This window comes from Streptomyces sp. NBC_00878 (assembly GCF_026341515.1).
GTDB lineage: Bacteria > Actinomycetota > Actinomycetes > Streptomycetales > Streptomycetaceae > Streptomyces.
This window is the reverse complement of the sequence record NZ_JAPEOK010000004.1, coordinates 14,342-37,274: the sequence shown is the minus strand read 5'-3', so window position 1 is coordinate 37,274 and position 22,933 is coordinate 14,342. Positions and strand designations below refer to the sequence as shown.

The window sequence follows — 22,933 nt, the reverse complement described above, 5'->3', positions numbered from 1 at the left end:
CATCCTCTCGTCGTCCCCTACGGCTTCGTCACGTGCAGCCTGCGGCGCCCGCCACCGACCTGCTGATCGGGCATCACGCAGTAGCCGGCGGCCTGCAGTTCCAGCCGGTACTGCTCGAGGCCGTCCTGCTCTCCGGGCCCGTCGTGGAAGACGTTCACCTGCCGCGGATGTTCTTGGGCGGTGCGGTAGCCGGGATCCCAGTCGCCGTCGAGGAACTCGGACGGGTGGTAGCCGTTGCAGGCGAGGACGGCGTCGATGTCGCGGGCGCGGATACGGCGGGCCATCAGGCTGGCTTCCGTTCGGCGTACCACTTGAGTTCGGTGGGCAGGTGCCGCCACCACTGCTTCTCCGTGTACGCGGCCGGGCCGCTCATGTCGGCTGCGGCGAGGCGGAAGCCGGTGCCGGAGAGGACGTACGGCATGCCGCAGGAGCACGACACGTACGCGTTCGGATCGCGGCCGGCCCGGGCGTGGAGGCCGTCGGTGCGTGGCAGGTGCGCGTCGAACACGGTCGTGTGGTCGGGGCAGAGGTGGAGGGTGAAGGAGCCGCGGCACTGCTCGGCGTAGGACAACGTGTTGGTGCGGCGGCCACGCTGGTAGGCGGGCTGTGGGGGCGGGACGGGGATGTGGTCGGTGGACTTCACCACCCGCCATCCCTCAGGCGCGTCCTTCAGATTCTCGGTGAGGACGGTGGTGGGGCAGTGGGGGCCGTCGCAGCGCAGCCGGTACACGGTCTCGGTCGTCATGGGCGGGGTGGTCCTCCTCGGGGCGTCACGTCTACGGTGCCGTGGATCGGTCGGATGGTTCCCCTGGGCAGTCGGAGGGCCCGTCCGCGGGGGTGACGGACGGGCCCTGGTCAGAGTCGAATCCTGAGGATGGAGCTGGCGAATAACAGGTAGACAGTGGCGTCTCCGGGGTCCCCGCCTAGGGCTCGCATCATCGTGTAGAACGCGGCCAGGACCGCAACTTTCAGGTACTGCGTGCGTATCTGGCCGTTGTCCGCATGGTTCTCGGTCATCTCATCCCCCGTTGGGAAGTCCGCTGCGTCTGGACGGTCCAGACTGCGCAGGTCGGGCTTCCTCGGGGGTTCGGTGTTGGGCCCGGCCGGGGCAGGTATGGCCTTGCGTGGACGTCCTGCCCCGGTCGGTGAAACAAACCGTACCCGTACGAACATGGCAATGCAATGCCTAGCGAGGGGTGGTGTGAATTCGACTACCTGTCCTGCAGCTTGGCCTTGATCGCGTAGTAGCAGTTCGCGCACACCCGGACCGGATTCCCGGACACCTCGTCGGCGGCCACCAGGTGCACCCACAGGTCCGGCTCCCCGTCCTGGAAGCACGCGCCCTGCTCGATGCCGTAGCCGCGGTGCACGGAAGCGCACACGCAGCCACAGCCTCCGGAACGGGCTTGCACCCACTGGAACAGGACCGGCACTTCGATCAGCAGCGTCTCAGGCATGGGGTACAGGATGCCGGGCCCTCCCAGATACCGGAGGGCCCGGACGTCACCGTCGGGGCCTGCGCGCCTTGTCGACCATCCCAGCCCGGGCCAGCTCAGCCGGGGTGCCCATCGCAGTACGGTGCGCCGCACCCGCGACCGACGCCCTGCCAGTACTCGCGGTGAGCGGCCATTCCGGCGGCCAGCCAGTCATCCCCGTCCAGGTACTGCGGTCGGCGCTCCGCCCACCATGCGAGAGCCTCGTCGAGCGGCTGCTGGTCATAGCCGTCGTTGAACCCGTGGAACTTGATGAGCGAGATCCACGAGTGGCGGACAGCGCCGTAAGCCCTGCGGGACGTGCTGTAGCCGGAGAACGGATCGATGTCGTCGAGCGAAACCCCCCGGGCCGCAGAGAGAGCTATCTGGGCGTCCGCCAGCGAAGTCCTGCGGTCGACGATCTGCTCGGAGGTCAGTTTGGCTCGCTCTTCACTGCCAGGAAGGGCAGTCGCCCGGAGCCGGGCAGCCGCGATATTACGCAGGGATTGATCGGACGCGCGAGGCCGTTCCATCTGGGGAGCGCGAGCCTTGCCGTAGTCGGACAGGTCGCGTATGACGTCCGTCGGTCGGCGGTCCGATACGGGGAATTCCAGCTGAATCGACATGCCACCCTCCACACTTCGAGTTCTGAGTGTCCCGGGTACGGGAAACTGGGACACCGGACAGCGGGCCGCTACACGCGCGGCCGCAACGCCTTCTCCACCATCGCCGCCCGCAGCTGTCGCATACCGGCCTTCGTGTCCCCCAAGGGGGCCAGCGACGCATCCACCACCACCGTCGGCTGATGAACCACCGGCGAAACCGGCACGGGCTCCGTACGCGGCCCAGGAACGTCCACCGGAGGCCCCGCAGGACGTGAGGAGCGCTGCTCCCTCTCACGGTCCGCACGGCGGTCCACAGCCCGCATCTCGCAAGCCCGGCACGCCTCCCCAGAGTCGACGTTCGTCCGCTCGTCGCAGCGCTTGTCACCGCACTCGGCATCCCAGCGCAGCATCGCCTTCAGCACGCCCACCGGCTTGCGGATCGGTCCAGCGGAGTCCCGGGACCCGTAGTGCTTCCGCCACTTCGGCATCAGCCGGTAGTCGACCAGCTGCTCCGGCGTACGAGCGGCCGGCCCGTCGGAGTCGAGGGCATCCAGAACGGCCTGCCTCAGATCCCTGGGTGCGTTCTTCGGCACGAGGCTCGCCAGAACGGGCGGCAGCGCAGCAACGGCCTGCTCGTACCGGCGCTTGTCGTCACGGGTCAGGGGAGGGGGATTCGTTCTTCCGGACGCGGCGGAGCCGCCACCACGCGAACCCCTACTACCTGAGGGGGCCTGACGGCCGTCACCACCGAGTTCTTCATCTTCTTTCGTCTTCTCACCCACCGTCTTCTTAAAGACTGCAGGGTCCCCCGACTGTCGGGAATCCCGGCACTCGGGGCCCACCTGGGGTTTCTCGTCGTTTCCGCAGGTCGCGCCCGAGTGCGGGTTTTCCTGCACTCGGGGAACGGCCACGCTGGGCCCTTGGCGACCCGTGTCCTTGGCCGCCAGCTTTGTTCGGCGAGACGCGGCGTGCTCGAGGGCCGTCTTCGTGGGCTGGATGACTTCCGCTCGTACGACCTCTGATTCCTTCTCGACGGCCTCGAGAAGGGCTTCCACCTCGGCCTCAGTGGCAGGCGTGTCGTAGACGTAGACCTCCGTCGACCACTGATTGCCGTGTACGGACATCATGCGGATCTTTACGACGTACTGGGCCACCATCAGCAGACCCATGGCCTTCGCCAGCGCCTCACGCCCGTACCCGTACTTTTTGCCGATCCTCTCCAGCGTCAAGTCCCATCCGTCGCGATGGCGGATCAGGATCGTCAGCAGGGCGAGCGCCATGAAGTCCAGATTCACGGCGTCATCGATCGTCTCGTTGGGGACCGCAGCAAACCGTGGCGGCCGGCCGGAGCGCTTCCTCATCGGCCCCCCACCATGTGAGTGATCACATCGGGGCGACCACTTGGCACGTTGCGAAGTGCCGCTACTCTTGGCATGAAGCCTCGCCTAACTATCCGTGGGGACTTCGAACGCCAGCGGGCTCCAACCCGCTGGTACTGCTTGGGCGGCCTGGCGTTGAGGGGAGCTGCGAACTCTCTTCTGCCGGGCCGTCTTGCGTTTCCGGGCCGTGGCTGCGAACACGACTGGTCGGAGACGCGACCGATACTGCTAACTGTCGGAGCCGTTGGCGTCTCGTGCGGGACCGCGCCCCTTGGGCGGGAACTCCTCGAGGTACTCCAGCAGACGGGCGGTACGCATCATGCGCGTCCTGCCCGCGACCAGATACGGCTCCTGGCCTGGACCGTCACCGAAGGGCCACCGCTGCTCGTCGGGGGCCTTCCTACGACCCCTTGAGATGGCCATGTAGCGCAGGCCCCGTGGCGTGATGCTGCCAGCGATGCCGCGCCTTACGAGCAGGGCTGCGGCGTCGGTGAACGAAATGTAGGCGGGGTCTTTGTGCTCGGTCATCCGAGCACCCCCAGCTGATTACTTCCCTTGGAGGGAAGGGGAGATACGCTTGCCACGTACAGGTCCTTCCGTAACTGGTGGTCTGTGCTGGGCCGCTTGTCTTCGCAGGTCGGCGGCCTGAAAGGGCGGTCGGCGGGTTGTGGTGACCCAATGCCGACCGCCCGCCTTCTACGGCGGGATGTGCATCACTCCGAACTCCTCTCCGGGTACTGGGGGAACGTCCCTTGGGGGCTCTGGTTACTCCTCGTCGCTGTCCCACAGCCCCGGCGCAAAGACGTCCTGCCAGTGCTCCAACGGACCATCTTCGTCGTGCCAGGTGTTGAGCAGGACCAGAACTGGGACAGCAGCGTTCGGAGGCGCGTCGACCTTCAGCATGGCCAGTTCGTAGGGGTACGCGAGGCGGGCGCCGCGCCGCTCAGGAAGCTTCACGGTCGTTCGGCCCGTGCGCTCCTTGTAGTCCTCCTGCCAGAAGCGTTCCAATGGCTCGGGGCTTAGGCTCTCCGGCACAGCGGCCCATCCCCGCGGATTGATGAACGAGAACGAAGCGATCGTGCGGACGTTCCCCTTCATGTACACACGACTGCGCACCAGGACCTCGTCATGCAACTCGATGTCCAACTCGGCAGCCACATCCGGATCAGCGCACGACAGCAGCCGCGCCTGATGGTCGACGGACCTCTCCTTGGGTCCGTAAGCGCGCCCAGTTCGGGAGATCCGGCGTAGACGAGCGGTAGCGGTCGCGGCTACTCGGGGCCTCTCGGCAACCGTTGTTCCCTGGCCCACCCGAGCAGCTGTCAGGCCTTCCGCTTTGAGCATCTGGAAGGCTCTGTTCACCGTGGTGATGGACGCACCGAACTGCTGACGAACCTGCTTCTGTGTCGGCATCGAGTCGCCCGGGGCGAGCGTGCCGTCCGCAATCTGCCGCCGAAAAAATGTGGCGATCTCCGCATATCCGGTGTTTCCGCTCATGCACTGTCCCCTTTCTGCTCCGTAAGGCTTGCAGGTAGAGCATTGGATAGAGCAATACTGTAGTCCTCTATCCGGCGGGAGTGCCCCGCCGGACTGCATCCGAGTGGGGGACGGCATGGTGGATCGGCATCCGGATCACTCATCCGCATCGGTCTCCTGCTGCTTCGCCTCCAAGTCCGTACGCCGGCCGGGCTGGAGGACCCGCGTGGCGAAGTACTCGTCGACCGCATCGGTCGGGTACTTGACGCGCGTCGTACCCGGCTCCAGCACCGGCTCCGGGAACTTCGGATCCGATCTGGCGATCCGGTGCACGCGCTGGCGGCTCAGCCCGCGATGCTCCGCAATTTCCGGGATGGTCATCAACCGCGGGACCTCCTTACCTGTCTCGTTCGCCAATGAATCTCCCTCAGTATGGCCCAACCCGATTGACAATGTCCACCAGGTGCGGGACTCTGGTACCAGCACAACGAACACGACCCCGGACGGCAGAAGCCGACCCGGGGCCGTGCGTCCCGAGCGGTGTTACGAGCACCGCAAGGAACTGAGAACCGCCCTACCTGCGCTATCAGGAGGTCGATCCGCATGAAGCAGGATCGCACAGCAACCATTTCCATGGCACCGCACCCTGACGACAACGTCCAGCCGGTCGCCCCGGTCCGCACGTCGAACTATCACTACGCCGAGATGCGTTGCGCTCAGCGCACGGCCCGCAGCCTGTCCGCCCGGCACTCGGCCCACATCGTCCTCGGCAACCTGACCGGCATCCCCTGGGAGCAGGTCACCAAGGTGGCTGCCATACGCGACTCCTACTACTTGCTGGCCGCCGCGCACCGGAGCGCGGCCCGCCGTATCGAGCGCCGTGACCGGCGTGCCGGGAACCGCCGTCTGCTCTGCGAGGACCCGGCCCGCTACGCCCGGTTGACCACGCGCGCCGTCATCTCCGAGACCCGTCACATCGTCCGCAGTATCCGCAAGGCGGTGACCCGGTGATGGCCGCCAACGCTGACCGCACCGTCCTGGAACGCTTCCCCGCTGGGGGGCCCCGCGGGTCCTGGCCGGCCGAGGAGTTCGCCGCCGACCGCCGTACCGCCGGGCAGCCCGCCCAGGTGGTCATGGACCTCCACACCGACAGCTTCCTCGTCGTCGTGAAGGCGGTGGCGTGATGGACCAGCAGCGCATCGCCCGCGAGATGCTCGCCCGCCGTGCGGGCCGGAACCTGCTGGGTGGCCTGACCGACATGGCCACCGAGGTCCCCTCGGCGGCCGGGGTCGCCCTCCGCGTCACCGTCACCGTCATCGACAGCGGTGAGGAGCTCGGCACCGTCGACGTGGACATCACCAACGTCGACGACCTGGGTGCCATCGCTTCCCGCCGTGCCGCCCATCTGCGGGCCAAGCCCGCCCCGGCCGGAAAGGCCAACCTTCACCTGGTCGGAGGCGCCCAGTGATCGAGAACCCGACGCCCGGCGGCGACCGCCCCTCCGACGACACCAACCTGCCCCTCGTCGACCTGCTGTCCGCGTTCCTCGAACTGTCCGACGACACCGAGAACGCCGGACGCCTGATGCTCCTCAGCTCCACCGGCCAGTTCGTCGGCGACGCCTCCCTCTCAGCCCGGGACATTCAGATCGCCATCAAGGCCCTGGCCGCGGCGAAAGCCTTCACGGACGCCACCCGCGACATCGACATCCCCGGTCAGACCCGGGTGGACGCCTACCTGGAAGCCGACTTGGAGGAGCACTGCCTGGGCCTGGACGCCGACCTCCTCATGGAGATGGCCGCCCAAGACCCCAACGAGGCGGTCGCCGCCTTCGACGAGATCACCCGCCAGCCCGACGAAGGCGGCCAGTCATGAACGTCCACACCGACGGCAACGCCGTACCCCCCGTCGACGGAACCGAGCTGGGGGACGTCCTGGAGGACCTGGACGGCTTCAACGCCGGCATCGACCTCATCCGCGACGGCATCCGCCACATCGCCACCTCCCGGCTCGCCGTCGACGACACACAGACGTTGATCGCCGCCCTCGCCGGGTCCGCCGACGGCACCGACGTCCTCACCGCCATCAGCCACCTCGTCGCCCGCCTCACCCACACCGACACCAACCCCGCCCTCCGAACCCTCCCGTTCGAGCAGCAGAAGACCACCCAACGCCACGGCGAAAACCTCGTACGCCACCTCGCCGACCCCGACCTCCACCAACACGCCGCCAACGCCTGCGGCGCCATCCACACCGACTGACCACCGGAAGGAACCCAACCCATGACCGAGACCATCCTGTCCCGCCTGGCCGCCTGGATCTGCTTCTTCTGCCGCAAGAGCAACACCGGCAACAGCTGCACCAACTGCGGGATCTAACCGTCCCCTCCGGGGCCCGGACCGAGCCGACACGGCCGGGCCCCACCACCCTCTGGCCCGGCCGAAGACCGTCCCGCCCCACACGCCCCCGACAAGGCGGGACGGTCCTCAGCCAGACCAGCACCCCACCACCCCAACCAGCGAAAGGAACACCGTGAACAAGGCCACCGCCACCGAAGCCGGAATCGTCATCACCTCCGGCGTCGTCGCCAGCAGGCTCGCCTCCGAACTCGCCGACCAGGACGTCTCCGTCGTCGCGATCGTCGCCGTCGTCATGGCCGTCCTCTCCAGCGGCATCTTCCTCGCCATCCGGATCGGCCAGGGCCTGCGCACCACCTACTACACCTGCCCGACCAAGGGATGCCCCGTGTCCGTCCGGGCCAGCAACGCCTCCACCGCAGAGATGGACCGCTACCGGACCTACGTCACCGACCACACGCAGCACACCGGCGGTGACCGATGACCACCCACCTGCCCTCCACCCCGGCCCCGCAGCCCGTGACCGACGACGAAGCCCGCATGCGCGCCTTCCAGATCGTCGGATCCGACATCGACCACACCTGGACCGGCGACTGGCACGAAGCGCTGAAGACCTTCGCCGCCAAATGCACCCCCGACCAGCCCGCCACCTGACCAGAGAGGGATAAGCCATGAGCACCGCGATCATGACGGCCGCCGCAGCCCTGGCCGGCGTCCTCCTCTCCGCCCTCATCACCAACTGGCAGAACCACACCGACCGTAAGCGTCAGCAACAGGACCAGGCAGCAAAGAACGCCGAAGCCCTCCTCGGAGCCCTCGCCGAACACCGCCAACACCAATACCTGAAGATCCAGACCCGGCGCCGCAGCTACGACGAAACCAAAGACGACCTGAAGGACCGGTACGCGGCCCGCACCCACGTCACCCGGGCCCGCGCCGCGTTCCTCCGCACCAACCGCGACCCGCACCTCCTGGAACTCGCCCGGCAGGCCGTCGACACGTCCTTCGCCCTCGGCGACACCCCCGACAACCAACTCCAAGCCGCAGGCGACCTGGCCCGCGAAGCCCACAACGCCCTCCAGAACGCCGCATTCCACAACCGCCGCACCTGACACCCACCAACCTCAGGAAGGACCCGCCCATGCTCACGTCAGTGCAGAACGCGGTCGCGCAGGTGCCCGTCCAGGCATGGGCCGTCCTGCTCGCCCTCACCACCCTCGCCTTCGGCCACCGCATGGCCGCCAAAAGCCGCACCACCCGGCGCGCCCCCCGCGACGCCCAGAAGCGCCGCACCGTCACCGGCTTCCTCGGCATGGGCCTCGTCGTCATCGCCGGCCTCGCCCTCTCCACCAACACCAGCGCCCGCTTCGCCGAGAAGCGCCTCCACATGGACTCGCCCTGGCACCTGACCATCGGACTCGCCCTCGAAGTCATCGTCCTGGGCCTGTCCGTGTACTCCTGGGCCTTCAACGACAAGGGCGCCGCCCGAGTCGTCTACGCCCTCGTCTTCGCCCAAGCCATCGGCGCCATCGAAGTCACCCGGTTCGAAGGCGAGGACCTCGGCACCGCCCTCGTCCGCATCGTCGGCCCCGTGATGCTCGCCTACGGCCTCCACAAGCTCCTCAAGCTGGAGTCCAAGCTCGGCAAGATCGAAATCAAGTCCGACGGGATCCTTGCCCGACTGTGGACCGACCAGAAGAACCGCCTGGAAAGCCGACTCGGTATCGGTGCACGCGGCGCCGACGCCGAAGCCATTTCCCGCGGAAACGCAGCCGACCAATTCGTCAACCTCAACTCCGTCGGAAAGCCCAAGCGCATGACGGACCGCATGTACCGGCGCGCCCTCGTAAAGGCCGGCCGGGCCGCACTGCACGGCCTCGAAGGACTAGAGCGGCAGATGGCGGAAGCCAACCTCGTCGACCGGATCGCCTACGAGAAGGGCATGCAGATCGGCGGCGAACACTTCGAAGTTGCCCTCATGCGCGGCGTGCGGTCGAACACCGGCTGGGGATACATGGACGCGGCTACTCCGCATGCTGTCGGTCCTGTGACCAGCGCGGCTATCGAAGCCGCACCCCCCAGCCGAACCGAAGACGCAGACCAGCCGCACGACGACAAGCCGCAGCCGCGTTCGAACCCCGCAGCAACCGACGCCGAGCGCAAGGCCCGCGCCTTCCGCGTCTACGCAGACCTCGGACAGCCCTCCCAGCGCGCCTTCATCAAGGCCTGGCGCGACCTGAAATACGGCGAGACCGACCAGACCCTCCGCGATCTCTACGACGAAATGCACGAGGTCTTCCAGAAGGCCAAGAAAGGAAACCCCGATGGATGAGCGTGTGTTCGGACCGCCCCCCAACACCGAGGACCGGGACACCGGCAAGAACCCCCGCACGGTCGCCGCATTCCAGCAGCCCCTCACCCCCGAACGACCCACCCGAAGCAGCCTCCGACGGCTCCTCCTCAACGGACGCCGACGCCGCCGAACGCGGCCCTGACAGGCACCAATCCGAAGGCGCGAGGAGCCGTCCGATGAACACCGAAATCCCCGCCCGAAAGTCCCCCCAGGCCAACCAGATCGATCCCATGGAAAGGATGTGCAGGAGGTGAGTGCAGACACGATTACTTCGGTCGGGTCCGGCTTTTCGCTGACGCCCACGAACGCTACGGACGGTGACATCGGTGGCGGCGGGGCGGGGCGGGGCGGGGGTCAGGACGGCTCAGGGAGCCCCCTCGTGGTCGTTCAGCAGGGTCGTGGCGCCGCCCCGCCCCGCCCCGCCCCCCGCCCATCTCAGGGCAACACGGATAACTCACTGCGAAACGGATACGCCGCTATCTCACACAGCGTGAGTGGCGAGACGGCGGCAATCGGCCTCGGATTCCTTGCCGCAGGCCCGGTCGGCGCCATCGTCGGCGGGGCCACGCTGCCCGTCCTCGTGGCCGCCTCGATGTGGCGTGCACGGCGCCGGGAGCACGACGAGAACGCGAACGGCGACGCCAACGGAACCGGCGGGAACGACTGCAGCGGATCGGGGCGCGACCGATCCGGTTCAGGCTCGGGTTCCGGCGGCCGAGGCAACGGGAACGGCGGAGGCGGAGGCCGACACCACTCCCCGAACGGGTCGGGAGGTGCTGGCGGCAACCGGCATAAGACTCCCAAGGGCCCCGGAGCGGGTGGCGGCTCGGGCCTTGGCGGCGGCAAGGCCCGCAAGCCGAAGGTGAAGGACCCGGTCGCCGACAAGCTCGGCAAGTTCGGTAAGGGCCTCGCGGACAAGTTCAAGAAGCGTGACCCCAAGGACCCGAAGAACAAGACCGACAAGCCCGGGAAGCCCGGAAAGGACACGGCAGGCGGCGCCACTAAGGACCCCAAGGCGCCGAACGGATCAAAGACACCGAAGGCCCGGAAGGACCACAGCCGCGACTACCCCGACGACCGCCGGTGGCGCGGCCGAGGCCACAAGGACAAGCCTCAGAAGCCGGAGAAGACGAAAAAGAACAAGCCCCGCAAGGGCGGCAACGACAGCGCGTCGACCACAGCCCCCGACGGCCTGGACCCGAAGGGCCCGAAGGGCGGCAAGGACCCGGTCGAAGACCGCATCCAGGTCGTCAAGGCACGACGCGAGCGCGTCCGCCGGCGCCGCGCCATCGAGGTCGCAAGGCGGGCCGAGAAGGACGCGGCCCGGGACGGCACCGTCGGCGACCCGCACGCGGTGAAGCTTCAAGTGATCCGCGAAGAGAACACCAAGGTCGACCTCGAACTGCACCGCGAAGGTCAACTGCTCGCCCTCGCGGCGGGGACCGAACAGCGAAGGAGCACCCCCGTGACCTACCCCGTAGCCACGACGCAGCCCGCAGGCACCCGAACGGCCGGCGCCGCGGTCGCCCGGCAGATCGACGTGCGCGCATCCGTCGCCTACCGGCTGCTCGTCGCCATGGCAGAGCAGCTCGCGAACGGCCTGCACAACGACCAGGACGCCGACATGGCCGACCACGTCGTCGAGCTGGTCGGCATCCCGGCCCTGTGCCGGAACCTGTCGATCGCTGTCCGGGAGGCTGCCGCAGCCCTTCAGAAGACGGCGCCGCTCCACCCGAGCGTCGTGAAGCACCTGAACAACGCGGCAGTCGCAGCCCTGACCGCCGCACGCATGGCCGACACGATCATCGTCGTGTTCGTTCAGGCGCACCGCGAGGACATCTACCGGGTGATGGAACCCCGCATCGGCGAGGACCGGTGGAACATCCGCAACGCCTCCGGAACCCTCGATGCTGCCAAGCTGCGGGCCGCGATCCTGTCGTCCGGTCAGCAGCGCCTCGCCCTACCCGCTGGCAGCTCACCGTCCGGCGGAACCGGCGGCGGCTCGGGGAAGCTCGTACCGGCCTCAGACGGCAGCACGAAAAAGCTGATCTCCCTCATGAAGGGCTTCGACCGGGGCCACATGGTGGTCTGCCTGTCCGAGGTCGCCGGCTCTGCCCGCGGCGTAGAACTCGTCGCCGACTCCATCACCAAGCTGTACCGGCGCATGGCGAAGACCTGGCCGACCGAGGACGTCGTGGACGACACCGTCCGCGCGACCGCATCCAAGGTGAAGACCGTGGCGGCCGAACTGCGGAAGGCCATCAAGGCCGCGCAGCGGGCCCACGCGCGCGAGCTGAAGTTGAACGCGCGGCCTCGCAAGGGACCGCAGGCGGAGAAGAAGTGGGACGTCGTCCGAGGCCGCAGGGGCTAGGACCGGAAACCGGAAAGGAGATGAAGACCATGACTACGACAGACATTCCCGCAGGCCTCGAAACACTCTCGGACAAGCCGAAGCGGTGGGACTTCAGCCGCGACGCCGTCACCCCAGGACGCCTCACCGCCTGGGGTGCCGAACTGGCCTGCGCAAGCGCCCTGGTGGCGCCTCTCGCGGACATTCCGTGGCAGGCCGGAGCTACCGCCGGTGTCGTCTGCACCGGCACGGCCGTCCTCTACGAGAAGGCCCGCGGGTCGTGGCGGCGCGTCACGGTGGCCCGCGCCGCGTCATGGATGGCCACCACCGGATGGCTGTCGTACGCGCTCGCCACACGGCCGACCCTGCTCACGATGGCGATCGGCGTTGCCACGTGGGGCGCAGGCGCGGCCGTGAACATCGGCATGGACAAGTGGGGGGAGACGACCCGCGAGGCCGAGAAGGAACTCGACCGCCGTCTCGCGCAAGGTGAGCAGATCGTGAAGGCCCAGCAGGGCTGGGCGCAGCTCCTGTACGACATCTGCGGCATCGACGGGGCTGTCGCAGACCCGATCGTCGACCGCTGGCCCTCCGGAGCCGGTGAGACCGTCAAAGTGACCCTGCCTGCGCACATGAACATCGACTCCCTGCGCGGATACGAGGCCGAACTCGCCGGCGCCCTGCACCTCCCGAAGGGCGGCGGGGTGTCCTTCTCCGCAGGCGGGGCCGACGTTCCCCGGAACGTCGTGTTCATCGCCATCGCCCGGAAGAACATGATGTCGGGCGCCATCCCCTACCCCAAGCTCACCCCGACGACGATCAACAAGCTCGTCGGTTTCGGCGTCATCGGCAACGGCAGCGAAGCCGGACTGAACCTAAAGGACGAAGGGTTCATCGCCATCGGCGCCCAGGGATCGGGCAAGACCGCCCTGATGAAAACCCTCGGCCTCGGCCTGGTCCGCTGCGACGACGCGATCGTCTGGGACATGGACACCTCGGCGAAGATGTCCGCCGTCTTCATCAACCCCTACCTGCGGTACGGGATCGGCGTCCCCCTCATCGACTGGCCCGCCACCAACGAAGACGAATGCCGACTGATGGTGCAGGCCGCCCGCAACGTCATCGCCGCCCGCAAGACCGAGTACGCCGACCTCCTCGAAGACGAGGACATCGACAACCTCCCCGCCCGCCCCGAGATCCCCTCCATCCACATCCGCGTCGACGAGACCAAGTCCATGCCCGACGACGTCCTCGAGGGCATCGACTTCATCATCGAAGAAGGCCGATCCGTCAACGTCCGCGTCTCCAACACGGGCCTGCGCGCCACCCGCGACTACATCACCGCAGCCATGGACGAACTGACCCCCGGCCGCATCGGACTGCGCACCAACAACGCCAGCGAACTCGACATGCTGTTCCCCGGATTCGGCGCCCCCGACATGGCGATCTTTACCGACCCCGGCACCGTCGTCTACATGAGCGCCACCAAGGGCCCGTTCCAGCCCGCACCGGCCAAGGCCTACGCCACCATGGCCGAGGCGTTCACCGAGCAGTCGCCCGAGTACGAGCGGATGCAGTCGCTGTTCATGGACGCGGCACGGCAGCTCTCCAGCATCCGCCCCGACCTCGACGAGGTGTCCGCGCGCGCGGCCGGCCTCGCGTACGGGCAGCGGTGGGCCCGATGCATCCCCAACCTCCGCGGCGACGCCTACGGCAACGTCACAGCGGACCGGATGCACGAGTCGGTGTGGGAGCTGTACCAGTCCTGGCCCACACCCGAGTCCTACGACGTGCTGCTGGGCCGCGCCATCGACGACGAAGGGCACCCGGTCGAAGCAAGCGGATCCTCCGTACAGATCCCGCGACTGACCGAGACCATGCTCAACGACGACGAACTGGAGCGGGCCGCAGCACAGGACGCGGCGATCGAACTCGCGAAGACCAGGGTCGTCCCGAAGTCCAACGACGACCTCGCGGTTGAACTGTTCGCCTCTCTCGGAAAGCAGGCGAAGCCATCCGAGGTGTACCCCCTCATGGTCAAGGCCGGATACACCAGCGCCGAGCGCACCTTCCGTGACCTGTGCACGAAACTCGCCCTACAGGACAAGCTCAGCAAGGGCGATGATGGAACCTACGCGGCAGTCGAGTGCGGTGAGGTTCCCCATGCAACCGGACGAGTTCCCCGACCTGAAGATGACCCCGATGGACGAGGCGATGCTCCACATCAGTGAGCTGATCTCCGGCCTCAAGAAGGCCGGCCTCAGCGAGGACTCTGCTGTGCGCTTCGCCGCCATCTACTTCAACGAGCAGTCCGGCAGCGCCGACGAGGCGGACACCGGCTGACACCACCACACGACCAGAAAGCCCCCGGGTCGTACCCGGGGGCTTTCTGTATCTACACCCACCCTCACCGCCCGCCGCCTCAAGGAGAACCCGCCCCCGTGACCCCCTATCAGCAGCACCGCACCACCACGCCCGGTCAGCTCTCCGACACCCGCAGGGCCGCCGCCGCGTTCCTCGCCGACATCGAAGACACCATGCGCGACGCCAACCAGGACGTCGCCGCTGAGCAGATGCCGCGCATCCCCACGTCCTACCGGGATCCGGTGCCCGCGCCGACCATCGGCACCGCCCCGCCCGTCTCCCAGCCAGGCCGGCCCGCCATGAGCCAGAGAGCAGTCGACCTCAACACGACGATCCTCTCCACCAGCGTCCTCACCGCCATGCTCGGAGGAGCCGTCACCGGCATCCTGTGGGCCTCCGGCGAAGCCAACCCCACCGTCATCGCCTGGATCTGCGGCTGCATCGTCGCCGTCCCCGCCGCGATCGGCCTCCCCGTCCTCGCCCTGAAGGGCCTCATGAAGAGCGCCAAGGAGGTCGTAGAGGCGGCCCCGCCCGAGATCCACAACCACTTCAACGGCACCGTCAACGTCGACCGGCGCCAAGCCCACAGCAAGAACACCGGCTTCATCGCCACCAACCGCAACGACCTGCGTTCCGCCCGCTAACCCACCGGAGACCGCCATGGCCGCCACCCACACCCCGACCCGCCGCCCCCGCAAGACCCGTACCCGCCCCCGACGACGCAACGCGTTACCCCAACTCACCTGGGGAGGAGCCGCCCTCACCGCGTTCCTCCTCTACGTCGGCATACGCACCTGGCCCGTCCAAGCCGCCATCATCGGCATCCTGATCGCCGCCGCAGCCATCGTCCGCGCCATCCGCCCCCGCTGGCTCAACCCGATCATTCACCGCGCCCACCAGGTCAGCCGCGGCCGGGCCGCCCTCCCCGCCCGCGGCCGCCGCACCATCGACGCCTTCCACCGCCTCACCCCGGCCCGCTTCGAGCAGGCCATCGCCGAACTCGCCCACGAACACCCCGCCGTCCACACCGCACACGCCGTCGGCCAGGCCAACGACCGCGGCGCCGACGTCCTGGTCCACCTCACCGACGGCCGCCGCATCCTCATCCAGTGCAAGAAGTACCGGCACGGCAACAACATCGGCTCCGAGACCGTGCAGACCATCAACGGCGTCTACCGCGACATCCACCACTGCCACCAGGCCGTCATCGTCACCACTGCAGCCTTCACCCAGCAGGCTGGCGACACCAACGCGATGCTCCCGCAGCCCATCCGCCTCGTCGACGGCACCCAGCTCGTCTCCTGGGCCAACGGCGGCCCCGCACCCTGGAACTGATCGCGCAGGGGGAAGCGCATCGGACAAACGCCCGATCCTGGGCCACCATCAGAAGTGCACGGCCCGAACACTCCCGGACCCGGTGTCCCCGCGCCCGTCCAGGAGCCGGGCCGTGCGCACCCCGCATATATGCACCCCCACAGGGCAGCAGCACCCCAAGACGCTCGGGGACGCCCTCCCCCTGGCACCCGAGCACGAAGGCCCGGCACGTAGACCACCCCCCCCCGGCTGCGTACCGGGCCTTCTCACGCCCGGGGTCCGGGGGAACAAACAGACGCCCATCAGCGATCATCGGGGCAGGCGCGGGGCCCACAACCACACACGACGCGGGAGCCCCACCGCATGCCACCTTCCAAAGCAAAGAGCGCAGTCGTCGCCCAACGACGCCGCGAGATGCTCGTCATGAAGATCCAGGGCCGTACGGCCGCGCAGATCGCCGACCACTTCGACATCTCGCCCTCCACCGCCCGGTCCGACCTGTCCCGCGCCATCAAGAAAGCCCACGCGCTGGAGATCCAGGACGCCCAGCTGTACCGCTACCTCCAGGGAGCACGCCTGGAGGAACTCCTGCGGTCCGTCATGCCAGCAGCCACCGCAGAGGTCGACCCCGACCTGAAGGCCAACGAGCAGGCCCGCAAGCTCATCGCCGACATCACCGAACTGTTCGGTCTGAAGGTCCCCGTCCGCACCGAGATCAGCGGCCCCGACGGCGGCGCCATCCCCTTCTCCAGCGGCGAAGCAGCCGAAATCATGGCGCTCATCGACATCTCCGACCGCGACAACGCGGAGATCCCCGTCATCGACCCCGACGCCGACCTGGACGACGAATACGAAGGCGAAGGCGATGACCTGGAGGACGACGAAGAGGACGACGGTGACGACAGCGCCTGACCGCCAGGCGTCCCTCGAGGCCCGCTACCGATCCCTGCCGGCCGACCAACGGCGCCGCGTCATCACCCGGGCCCGCCCCGAGACCCGCGCCAAACTCGCCCGCATCGAACGCCAGATGGCCATGGACCGCTCACCGGGCGCCCTCGCCGCCGTCCTCACCGAAGGCCGGGAGAAGCAGGCCGCCCACCTCGACATGATCGACAGCGCGTTCCGGCGGATCGCCGCAGGGGAGCGGCTGCAGGTGATGCTGACCTGCCCGCCCCGCCACGGCAAAAGCCAGCGCGCCTCCCGCTGGGGACCGCTCTGGTACCTGCGCCGTCACCCCGAACACCGCGTCATGATCGCCTGCTACGGCGCCGACCTCGCCGACGACCACGGCCGATGGGTCCGCGACCAACTCAAGGAGTACTCACCCACCCTCGGAATCAAGCTCCACCCCGCCTCCCACGCCGCGAACCGCTTCGACCTCGAACAGCGCCGCGGATCCAGCGTCCGCGGCGGCATGGTCACTGCCGGTGTCGGCGGAGCCCTGAACGGCAAAGGCTTCAACCTCGGCATCATCGACGACCCCTTCAAAGGCCACGACGACGCCGCCAGCCCCGCCCAACGCGAACGCATCTGGGAGTGGTACCGGTCCGTGTTCTTCACCCGCCGCGCACCCGGCGCCTCCCTCATCCTGATCAACACGCGCTGGCATGAAGACGACCTCTCCGGCCGGCTCCTCGCCCACGAACCCCACCGCTGGCTGCAGATCGACCTCCCCGCCCTCGCGGACAGCACCGAAGACCCCCTGCACCGGCCCATCGGCGAACCCCTGTGGCCCGACCAGTACGACGCAGCCGAACTCGCCGACATCCGAGAGTCCGTCGGTGAACGCGTCTGGTACGCCCTCTACCAGCAAAAGCCCCGCCCGCTCGAGGGCGGCGTCTGGAAATGGGCCTGGATCACTGGCCACCGGATCAAGCCCGAAGCGTGGCGTGGCGTCACCCCCACCCGGGTCATCGTCGCCGTCGACCACGCAGGAGGGGACACCCTGCGCAACGACGAAGTGGGCCTCGTCTGCGCCGCCCGCGACAGCGAAGGCGACCTCTACGTTCTCGACGACCGGTCCCGCACCATGGGCGCCGACGCCTGGGGGACCGAGGTGTGCAAGCTGGCCATCGACCGCCAAGCGGACGCCATCGTCGTAGAGAAGAACTTCGGCGGCGACATGGCTGCCCAGGTCGTCCGCCAGGCATGGAGCGAGATGCAGCGCGATGGGGAGACGAACGGCCTGTTGATGCCGTCGATCATCGAGGTGCACGCCAAGCAGGGGAAGCGCCTGCGCGCCGAACCGATAGCCCAGTTGTACAAGCAGGGCAAGGTCCACCACGTCGGTGAACACGTCGAACTCGAGGGCCAGATGGTCACCTGGATCCCCGGCATGGACTCACCCGACCGCATGGACGCCGCAGTCCACGCTCTGACCGAGCTGGCTGACCCGGCCCAGGAAGCCCTCGGCAGCCAGCACTACAGCGACCAGCGTCTGCGCGGCCGCCGGTAGCCGGGGGAAGACACCGGCCCTACGCCCGTACTCTGATCACGGGCGCGGGGCCTGGATCAGCGGGAAGGACTGCTGTGGGCCTGTTCTCCGGCGTCAGGTCGGCCATCATCGACGGCTGGTCGTGGCTGAACTACAAGCCGCTCTACAGCGACTCCCTGGGCATGCCGCACCGCCGGGCGTTCCCCGAGGCCGCCGCGACATGGGTACCCGCCGGAGACGAACGCCGCCTGGCCGCCTACAAACTCCTCACCGCCTACGACAACAACCAGGTCGGCGAGCTGACTTCGTTCCTCGAGGGTGATACGGCCCGGGAGAAGCGCGAGTTTGGCGACCCGTCGATGTTCGTCGACAAGCTGACCTCCGACGTCCTGGGCAATGAGCAGACCATCACCGTTCCCGGAGCCGAGCAGACCGGCACCGGCGGCGGCCCGGACGCGGCGGCCGCGGAACGCCTCCAGACACTGCTGCGCGAGTGGGCCGATGAGGAACTCCTTCCGCTGCGCATGCTGCAGACCGAACGCAAAGCCGTCGGCCTCGGCGACGGCGTCTACCTCCTCTACTGGGACGCCGACAAGCAGCGCGCACGCGTCCGCGTCTACGACCCGGGCTTCTACTTCCCCGTCCTGGGCGAGGACGACGACGGATCCGACTACCCCGACAAGATTCACTTCGCGTGGGAGCTCCCCGAGGACAAGGCCCGCCACCTGCCCGCCCGGCTGCGCCGCATCACCTACCACCTCGACTGGATCCGCCCCCAGACGTCCAGCGGAGTCGACCGCACCGGACGGCCCATCCGCACCGACGTCCTCTCCGCCGCCGCCGACCAGCCGCCCGCCCCCGTCCTCGGCCAGGGCGACCAGCTGGACGGCAACGGGTCCATCACCCGCATGTACGCGTGGAGCGACACCCCCTCCTACAAGACCTGCTACCTCACCGACGCCACCTGGGAACTCGGCGACCTGAAGGCCCCGGTCGACGTCGACAGCCTTCCCATGGACAAGGCCCAGTTCGCGACCAGCGACCAGGGCGAAGTCCTCGACCGGCTCGACATGCTCATCGACTTCGTGCCGGTCATCCACGTCCCCAACACGCCCCCGCCCGCCGGAGAACACTGGGGACAGTCGTCCCTGGCCAAGGCGCTGCAGGTCTTCGACGAACTCGCCGGATCGGACACCGACTCCTCCCGCGCCTCCGCCACCACCGGCGCCCCGATCCTGGGGATCTCCGGGAAGGCCATCAGCGCGCAGCAGAAGTACAGCGTCGCCCCCGGCCTGGTCCTCACCCTCGGCGAAGGCGGCGCCCTCACCACCGTCGACACCAGCAACAACCTCGCCGAACTCCGCAGCCAGGTCCACCACCTCGCCGACCGGGCCGCGAACGTCGTACGGATCCCGCCCGTCGCCCTCGGCACCGTCGACCCCTCCAAGGTCCCCTCCGGCTACGCCCTCCAACTGTCCCTGGGCCCGCTCGACTCGCTGATCTCCGCGATGCGCCTGGCCCGCGACCACGCCGACCGGCTCCTGCCGAAGTTCGTCATCCGGCTGTTCCTCGCCGGCCAGCACCCCGACTGGGCGGGAGTGAAGCCGCTCCCGGCCCGGATCCAGCGCGGACCGTACACGCCGACCGACAAGGCCGCCGTCCTCCAGCAGGTCACCGACGCCTACGCGGCGAAGGTCATCAGCCTGGAGACCGCGATCCGCATGCTCCAGGAATCCGGCTGGCCCATCGAGGACGCCCAGGAGGAGATCAAGCAGATCGAAGCCCGCTCCTTCGAGGACGCCCGCATGCTCGCCGACGCCCTCGGCAACACCGACGAGGTAGCCGACTTCCTCGGCCGACAGGCCCCCGAAGAGCCCGAAGCACCCGCCGTGCAACTGCCGCCCACCGGCGCCGGTACGGGCCTCGATGAGGACCCGGATCTGGTGCCCGAGGGAAGCGGGGGGAACACCACGTGATTCCTGTGCTCAACTTGGATCTAGGCGCGGGGCCTGAAACGAGTCTGGGAGGACTTGCACACATGCGTCGCCCCGCGCAGCACCGCCTCGGCCCGGTAGCCCGTACCGGATGGGCCCACCCGTACACCGGCGTGGCTGCCCTCGCCACGTTCTACAACTCCGGCACCGCCACCGACCCGGCCGCACCTCCCGCCGCCGTGCCGACGCCAGCGGAGCTCGCCGCCCGCACCGGCCAGCAGCCTCCCGCAGCACCTGCCGTACCGCCTGCGCCCGCCGTGGACCCGGACGAAGAGAAGGTCACCTTCACCCAGCGCCGTCTCAACGTCATCATGAAGGACGAGAAGGAAGAGGGCCGCCGCGCCGCCTTCCGGCAGGTAGCCGAAGCCGCAGGCATCGACCCCGACTCCTTCGACCCGGCCCGGTTCGGTGACGTGTTCAAGCAGGCCGAACAGGCCCGCCAGCAGCAGCTGTCCGAGGAGCAGCGCCGCCAGGAGGAAATCCAGCGGCAGCAGCAGGCCCTCCAGAGCGACCGGCAGACCGTCGACAGCGAACGCGCCCAGATCGCCGCGGACCGCCGGGCCCTGCTGCGGGAGCAGGCCCTCATCCGTATCGGCGCCATCGACGTCCTCGACGACCAGGGCCAGGTATCGGCCCCGAACCTCCAGGACGCGCTGGCCATGCTGGAGCGGGACCTGCGTGACACCCCCGACGCCGAACCGGCCGCTGTGGCGGACGCCGCAGCGAAGTTGAAGCAGCGCCGCCCGGAACTGTTCGGCACCGCCGCCGCCCCGCAGACCCTTCCCCCCGCACCGTCCGGGGCGCCGGCCGGAGGCAACGCACCCCGCCAGCCCACCGGCGGGAAGGACGCCGTGAAGGAACGCGCCCGGAAGATGGCCATCGACCGGGGCCTGCGCGCACCGGACACCGACTGACCCCAGAACGGCACCACCGTAGGGACCACGCCCTGACCCCACGTGGACGGCACCACCAACCGGTGCCCTCACACACACCCGCGTATTTCGCGAAAGGGGCTACGGCGTGGACATCCAGCCGTACACCAGCACCGAGACGCTCGCTGTCGGCCGCCCGTGGCTCATGAGCATGCTCGGCATCGAAGCAAACGAGACCGTCACCCTCGACCTCACCCAGTTCGACGAGAACCTCCACTGGACTGCGGCGTCCGCCTACCAGCCGGAGCGCAAGCTGAAGTCGGGCATCCCCCTCGGTAAGATCACCGCATCGGGTCTGTACGCCCCGTACGCGGCGGTCACCAACGAGGTCCAGACCCTGACCGTGACCGGCGGCCCGACCGGCGGAACGTTCACCATCACCTGGTCCGGACAGACCACCGCCGCGCTCGCCTACAACGCCACCGCAGCCCAGGTCCAGACCGCTCTGGAGGCGCTGTCCAACATCGCCCCCGGCGACGTGGTCGTCACCGGTTCGGCCGGCGGACCGTGGACGCTCACCTGGGGCGGAACTCAGCTGGGTGAGAACGTCGCCGCGCCGACGACCACCGAGAGCTTCACCGGCGGCACCACCCCGGACATCACCATCGCCACCACCACCGCAGGCGGGACCGCGGCCCCCGCGGACGGCACCGACGTTTTCGCCGGATTCCTCTTCATGGAGGTGTCGTTCTACCCCGGCGCCACCAAGGCCGCCGCCCCGCTCATGGTCCACGGCCAGATCAACCCCGCCAAGCTGCCCGTCGCGTTCGACCCCACCGACGTGCCGACCGGCTCCAACACCCAGTTCGTCTACAAGGTCTGAGAGGGGACCCCCCATGCCTAACGACATGCTTGAGGTCCTCCTGCGGGGCATCAACCCGACGGAGATCAACGCGTTCGTCCGGGAGATCCAGACCCCGGCCGACTACCTCCTCACCCAGTCCGTGATCCCCGAGCGGACCGTCAACTCGGTCAAGTACCAGATCCGCGGCGGCAACCGGCGCGTGGCCGCAGCCTCCTACCGCGCGTGGGACGCCCAGACCAAGGTCGCCTCCCGGGAGATCACCCGCTGGGTGACCGAGGGCAAGCTCCTGCCGCTCGGCCAGAAGTACATCATCAGCGAGCTGGAGACCATCCTCCAGAACGTGCAGCGCGGCATGGACGGCGACGACCTCGTCGAATCCATCTACGACGACGCCGCAGCCCACGTCCTGTCCGTCCGCCACCGCATGGAACTCGCGGCCGGCGACCTCCTCGTCGACGGGAAGTTCACCCTGACCGGGGAGAACGGCCTGACCATCGAGGCCAACCACAACGTCCCCTCGGCGAACATGCCGACCGCTCCGGTCGACTGGACCGACCCGACGGCCGACATCCTCGCCGACGAGATGCGGTGGATCAAGGTCCTGCGGGACTCCGGAGCCCCCGCACCCTCCCGGGCGCTCACCTCGTACACCACGTGGGCGCTCATGCTGGGCAACGACTCCTACCGGGCCGCCTACTACAACAGCGTCAACTCCGCGTCCACGATCCCCACCGCGGTCCTCGCGCAGGACCAGGTCAACACGGTCCGCGCCCGGTACGGACTGCCGCAGGTCGTCACCTACGACGTGAAGATCCCCCTGGACGACGGAACCGACGCCCGCCCGCTGCCGGAGAACATGTTCTTCCTCCTGCCGCCGGACGCCCGCCAGATGGCCGAGACCCAGTACGGGCTCACCGCCGAAGGCATCGTCCTCTCCAGCGGCGGCAACCCCGCCATCGACCGCGAGGAAGCCCCCGGCATCATCGTCACCTCCGGCTACCAGGACGACCCGGTCCAGGTGTGGACGAAGGGCGCCGCGGCCGCACTGCCGGTCATGTACACCCCGGACATCCACATCGCTGCGACGGTGTGGTGACC

General features: G+C 68.5%; 29 protein-coding genes. 21 read left to right on the top strand and 8 right to left on the bottom strand.

Annotation, left to right across the window (positions count from 1 at the left end; all coding sequences use genetic code 11):
* Positions 1-17: 17 nt before the first annotated feature.
* The 8 genes from OHA11_RS47600 to OHA11_RS47565 form a co-directional block, all read right to left on the bottom strand.
* Positions 18-284: a hypothetical protein gene (locus OHA11_RS47600; RefSeq protein WP_266508892.1), complete on the bottom strand. Its 267-nt coding sequence runs from the start codon at positions 282-284 to the stop codon at positions 18-20.
* A complete protein-coding gene (locus OHA11_RS47595; protein WP_266508891.1) occupies positions 284-745 on the bottom strand; it encodes a hypothetical protein in 462 nt (153 codons plus the stop codon). Before OHA11_RS47595 ends, OHA11_RS47600 begins: the two co-directional genes overlap by 1 nt.
* Before the next feature lie 466 nt (positions 746-1,211).
* Positions 1,212-1,457 carry a DUF6372 family protein gene (locus tag OHA11_RS47590; RefSeq protein ID WP_266508889.1) on the bottom strand — a complete coding sequence of 82 codons (246 nt, stop codon included), beginning with the start codon at positions 1,455-1,457 and terminating at the stop codon, positions 1,212-1,214.
* A gap of 95 nt (positions 1,458-1,552) precedes the next feature.
* Entirely contained in the window at positions 1,553-2,098 is a 546-nt protein-coding gene (locus OHA11_RS47585) for a hypothetical protein (protein ID WP_266508887.1), read from the bottom strand.
* Between the two features lie 68 nt (positions 2,099-2,166).
* Positions 2,167-3,372, bottom strand: coding sequence for a hypothetical protein (locus tag OHA11_RS47580; RefSeq protein ID WP_266508886.1), 1,206 nt, complete (start codon positions 3,370-3,372; stop codon positions 2,167-2,169).
* 312 nt (positions 3,373-3,684) lie between these two features.
* Complete coding sequence (locus OHA11_RS47575) at positions 3,685-3,984, bottom strand: hypothetical protein (protein WP_266508881.1); 300 nt, start codon at positions 3,982-3,984, stop codon at positions 3,685-3,687.
* A 237-nt stretch (positions 3,985-4,221) separates the two neighbouring features.
* Positions 4,222-4,953 carry a GntR family transcriptional regulator gene (locus tag OHA11_RS47570; RefSeq protein WP_266508879.1) on the bottom strand — a complete coding sequence of 244 codons (732 nt, stop codon included), beginning with the start codon at positions 4,951-4,953 and terminating at the stop codon, positions 4,222-4,224.
* Positions 4,954-5,088: 135 nt separating this feature from the next.
* The gene (locus OHA11_RS47565; RefSeq protein WP_266508877.1) at positions 5,089-5,313 is read right to left on the bottom strand and encodes an AlpA family transcriptional regulator; all 225 of its coding nucleotides are present in this window, start codon (positions 5,311-5,313) and stop codon (positions 5,089-5,091) included.
* 252 nt (positions 5,314-5,565) lie between these two features.
* Between OHA11_RS47565 and OHA11_RS47560 the strand changes: the two genes are divergently transcribed.
* The 21 genes from OHA11_RS47560 (at position 5,566) to OHA11_RS47460 (ending at position 22,931) form a co-directional block, all read left to right on the top strand.
* A complete protein-coding gene (locus OHA11_RS47560; RefSeq protein ID WP_266508875.1) occupies positions 5,566-5,943 on the top strand; it encodes a hypothetical protein in 378 nt (125 codons plus the stop codon).
* The gene (locus OHA11_RS47555; protein ID WP_266508874.1) at positions 5,943-6,116 is read left to right on the top strand and encodes a hypothetical protein; all 174 of its coding nucleotides are present in this window, start codon (positions 5,943-5,945) and stop codon (positions 6,114-6,116) included. The genes OHA11_RS47560 and OHA11_RS47555 overlap by 1 nt, the downstream gene beginning before the upstream one ends.
* Positions 6,116-6,400, top strand: coding sequence for a hypothetical protein (locus OHA11_RS47550; protein WP_266508873.1), 285 nt, complete (start codon positions 6,116-6,118; stop codon positions 6,398-6,400). The genes OHA11_RS47555 and OHA11_RS47550 overlap by 1 nt, the downstream gene beginning before the upstream one ends.
* Entirely contained in the window at positions 6,397-6,807 is a 411-nt protein-coding gene (locus OHA11_RS47545; protein ID WP_266508872.1) for a hypothetical protein, read from the top strand. The genes OHA11_RS47550 and OHA11_RS47545 overlap by 4 nt, the downstream gene beginning before the upstream one ends.
* A complete protein-coding gene (locus tag OHA11_RS47540; protein WP_266508870.1) occupies positions 6,804-7,193 on the top strand; it encodes a hypothetical protein in 390 nt (129 codons plus the stop codon). Before OHA11_RS47545 ends, OHA11_RS47540 begins: the two co-directional genes overlap by 4 nt.
* Before the next feature lie 271 nt (positions 7,194-7,464).
* Entirely contained in the window at positions 7,465-7,773 is a 309-nt protein-coding gene (locus tag OHA11_RS47535) for a hypothetical protein (protein WP_266508868.1), read from the top strand.
* A complete protein-coding gene (locus tag OHA11_RS47530) occupies positions 7,770-7,943 on the top strand; it encodes a hypothetical protein (protein WP_266508866.1) in 174 nt (57 codons plus the stop codon). The genes OHA11_RS47535 and OHA11_RS47530 overlap by 4 nt, the downstream gene beginning before the upstream one ends.
* 17 nt (positions 7,944-7,960) lie before the next feature.
* Complete coding sequence (locus tag OHA11_RS47525; RefSeq protein ID WP_266508864.1) at positions 7,961-8,401, top strand: hypothetical protein; 441 nt, start codon at positions 7,961-7,963, stop codon at positions 8,399-8,401.
* Between the two features lie 29 nt (positions 8,402-8,430).
* Positions 8,431-9,621 carry a hypothetical protein gene (locus tag OHA11_RS47520; protein WP_266508862.1) on the top strand — a complete coding sequence of 397 codons (1,191 nt, stop codon included), beginning with the start codon at positions 8,431-8,433 and terminating at the stop codon, positions 9,619-9,621.
* Positions 9,614-9,784, top strand: a complete 171-nt coding sequence (locus OHA11_RS47515) for a hypothetical protein (RefSeq protein ID WP_266508860.1) — start codon at positions 9,614-9,616, stop codon at positions 9,782-9,784. The genes OHA11_RS47520 and OHA11_RS47515 overlap by 8 nt, the downstream gene beginning before the upstream one ends.
* A gap of 348 nt (positions 9,785-10,132) precedes the next feature.
* Positions 10,133-12,013: a hypothetical protein gene (locus tag OHA11_RS47510; RefSeq protein ID WP_266508858.1), complete on the top strand. Its 1,881-nt coding sequence runs from the start codon at positions 10,133-10,135 to the stop codon at positions 12,011-12,013.
* Between the two features lie 29 nt (positions 12,014-12,042).
* Positions 12,043-14,223, top strand: coding sequence for a hypothetical protein (locus OHA11_RS47505; RefSeq protein WP_266508856.1), 2,181 nt, complete (start codon positions 12,043-12,045; stop codon positions 14,221-14,223).
* Complete coding sequence (locus OHA11_RS47500) at positions 14,207-14,335, top strand: hypothetical protein (protein ID WP_266508854.1); 129 nt, start codon at positions 14,207-14,209, stop codon at positions 14,333-14,335. The genes OHA11_RS47505 and OHA11_RS47500 overlap by 17 nt, the downstream gene beginning before the upstream one ends.
* Before the next feature lie 98 nt (positions 14,336-14,433).
* Complete coding sequence (locus OHA11_RS47495) at positions 14,434-15,000, top strand: hypothetical protein (protein ID WP_266508851.1); 567 nt, start codon at positions 14,434-14,436, stop codon at positions 14,998-15,000.
* Positions 15,001-15,016: 16 nt separating this feature from the next.
* The gene (locus OHA11_RS47490) at positions 15,017-15,691 is read left to right on the top strand and encodes a restriction endonuclease (RefSeq protein ID WP_266508850.1); all 675 of its coding nucleotides are present in this window, start codon (positions 15,017-15,019) and stop codon (positions 15,689-15,691) included.
* A gap of 342 nt (positions 15,692-16,033) precedes the next feature.
* Positions 16,034-16,582 (top strand): sigma factor-like helix-turn-helix DNA-binding protein, encoded by a 549-nt coding sequence (locus tag OHA11_RS47485; protein WP_266508849.1) that lies wholly within the window; start codon positions 16,034-16,036, stop codon positions 16,580-16,582.
* Positions 16,566-18,125, top strand: coding sequence for a terminase family protein (locus OHA11_RS47480; protein WP_266508848.1), 1,560 nt, complete (start codon positions 16,566-16,568; stop codon positions 18,123-18,125). The genes OHA11_RS47485 and OHA11_RS47480 overlap by 17 nt, the downstream gene beginning before the upstream one ends.
* 74 nt (positions 18,126-18,199) lie before the next feature.
* On the top strand, positions 18,200-20,080 hold the full coding sequence (locus tag OHA11_RS47475; protein WP_266508846.1) for a hypothetical protein: 1,881 nt from the start codon (positions 18,200-18,202) through the stop codon (positions 20,078-20,080).
* A gap of 62 nt (positions 20,081-20,142) precedes the next feature.
* Positions 20,143-21,012, top strand: coding sequence for a hypothetical protein (locus OHA11_RS47470; protein ID WP_266508844.1), 870 nt, complete (start codon positions 20,143-20,145; stop codon positions 21,010-21,012).
* A gap of 106 nt (positions 21,013-21,118) precedes the next feature.
* Positions 21,119-21,853 carry a hypothetical protein gene (locus OHA11_RS47465; RefSeq protein WP_266508842.1) on the top strand — a complete coding sequence of 245 codons (735 nt, stop codon included), beginning with the start codon at positions 21,119-21,121 and terminating at the stop codon, positions 21,851-21,853.
* Between the two features lie 13 nt (positions 21,854-21,866).
* Entirely contained in the window at positions 21,867-22,931 is a 1,065-nt protein-coding gene (locus OHA11_RS47460) for a major capsid protein (protein ID WP_266508840.1), read from the top strand.
* The last annotated feature ends 2 nt before the right edge of the window (positions 22,932-22,933 follow it).

Bases quoted from the DNA above. Each gene is read 5' to 3' on its own strand.
- OHA11_RS47595 (WP_266508891.1), bottom strand. From the start codon at position 745: ATGACGACCGAGACCGTGTACCGGCTGCGCTGCGACGGCCCCCACTGC.
- OHA11_RS47505 (WP_266508856.1), top strand. From the start codon at position 12,043: ATGACTACGACAGACATTCCCGCAGGCCTCGAAACACTCTCGGACAAG.
- OHA11_RS47500 (WP_266508854.1), top strand. From the start codon at position 14,207: ATGCTCCACATCAGTGAGCTGATCTCCGGCCTCAAGAAGGCCGGCCTC.
- OHA11_RS47485 (WP_266508849.1), top strand. From the start codon at position 16,034: ATGCCACCTTCCAAAGCAAAGAGCGCAGTCGTCGCCCAACGACGCCGC.
- OHA11_RS47530 (WP_266508866.1), top strand. From the start codon at position 7,770: ATGACCACCCACCTGCCCTCCACCCCGGCCCCGCAGCCCGTGACCGAC.
- OHA11_RS47470 (WP_266508844.1), top strand. From the start codon at position 20,143: ATGCGTCGCCCCGCGCAGCACCGCCTCGGCCCGGTAGCCCGTACCGGA.
- OHA11_RS47460 (WP_266508840.1), top strand. From the start codon at position 21,867: ATGCCTAACGACATGCTTGAGGTCCTCCTGCGGGGCATCAACCCGACG.
- OHA11_RS47555 (WP_266508874.1), top strand. From the start codon at position 5,943: ATGGCCGCCAACGCTGACCGCACCGTCCTGGAACGCTTCCCCGCTGGG.
- OHA11_RS47570 (WP_266508879.1), bottom strand. From the start codon at position 4,953: ATGAGCGGAAACACCGGATATGCGGAGATCGCCACATTTTTTCGGCGG.
- OHA11_RS47600 (WP_266508892.1), bottom strand. From the start codon at position 284: ATGGCCCGCCGTATCCGCGCCCGCGACATCGACGCCGTCCTCGCCTGC.
- OHA11_RS47540 (WP_266508870.1), top strand. From the start codon at position 6,804: ATGAACGTCCACACCGACGGCAACGCCGTACCCCCCGTCGACGGAACC.
- OHA11_RS47490 (WP_266508850.1), top strand. From the start codon at position 15,017: ATGGCCGCCACCCACACCCCGACCCGCCGCCCCCGCAAGACCCGTACC.
- OHA11_RS47560 (WP_266508875.1), top strand. From the start codon at position 5,566: ATGGCACCGCACCCTGACGACAACGTCCAGCCGGTCGCCCCGGTCCGC.
- OHA11_RS47590 (WP_266508889.1), bottom strand. From the start codon at position 1,457: ATGCCTGAGACGCTGCTGATCGAAGTGCCGGTCCTGTTCCAGTGGGTG.
- OHA11_RS47550 (WP_266508873.1), top strand. From the start codon at position 6,116: ATGGACCAGCAGCGCATCGCCCGCGAGATGCTCGCCCGCCGTGCGGGC.
- OHA11_RS47525 (WP_266508864.1), top strand. From the start codon at position 7,961: ATGAGCACCGCGATCATGACGGCCGCCGCAGCCCTGGCCGGCGTCCTC.
- OHA11_RS47575 (WP_266508881.1), bottom strand. From the start codon at position 3,984: ATGACCGAGCACAAAGACCCCGCCTACATTTCGTTCACCGACGCCGCA.
- OHA11_RS47520 (WP_266508862.1), top strand. From the start codon at position 8,431: ATGCTCACGTCAGTGCAGAACGCGGTCGCGCAGGTGCCCGTCCAGGCA.
- OHA11_RS47565 (WP_266508877.1), bottom strand. From the start codon at position 5,313: ATGACCATCCCGGAAATTGCGGAGCATCGCGGGCTGAGCCGCCAGCGC.
- OHA11_RS47585 (WP_266508887.1), bottom strand. From the start codon at position 2,098: ATGTCGATTCAGCTGGAATTCCCCGTATCGGACCGCCGACCGACGGAC.
- OHA11_RS47515 (WP_266508860.1), top strand. From the start codon at position 9,614: ATGGATGAGCGTGTGTTCGGACCGCCCCCCAACACCGAGGACCGGGAC.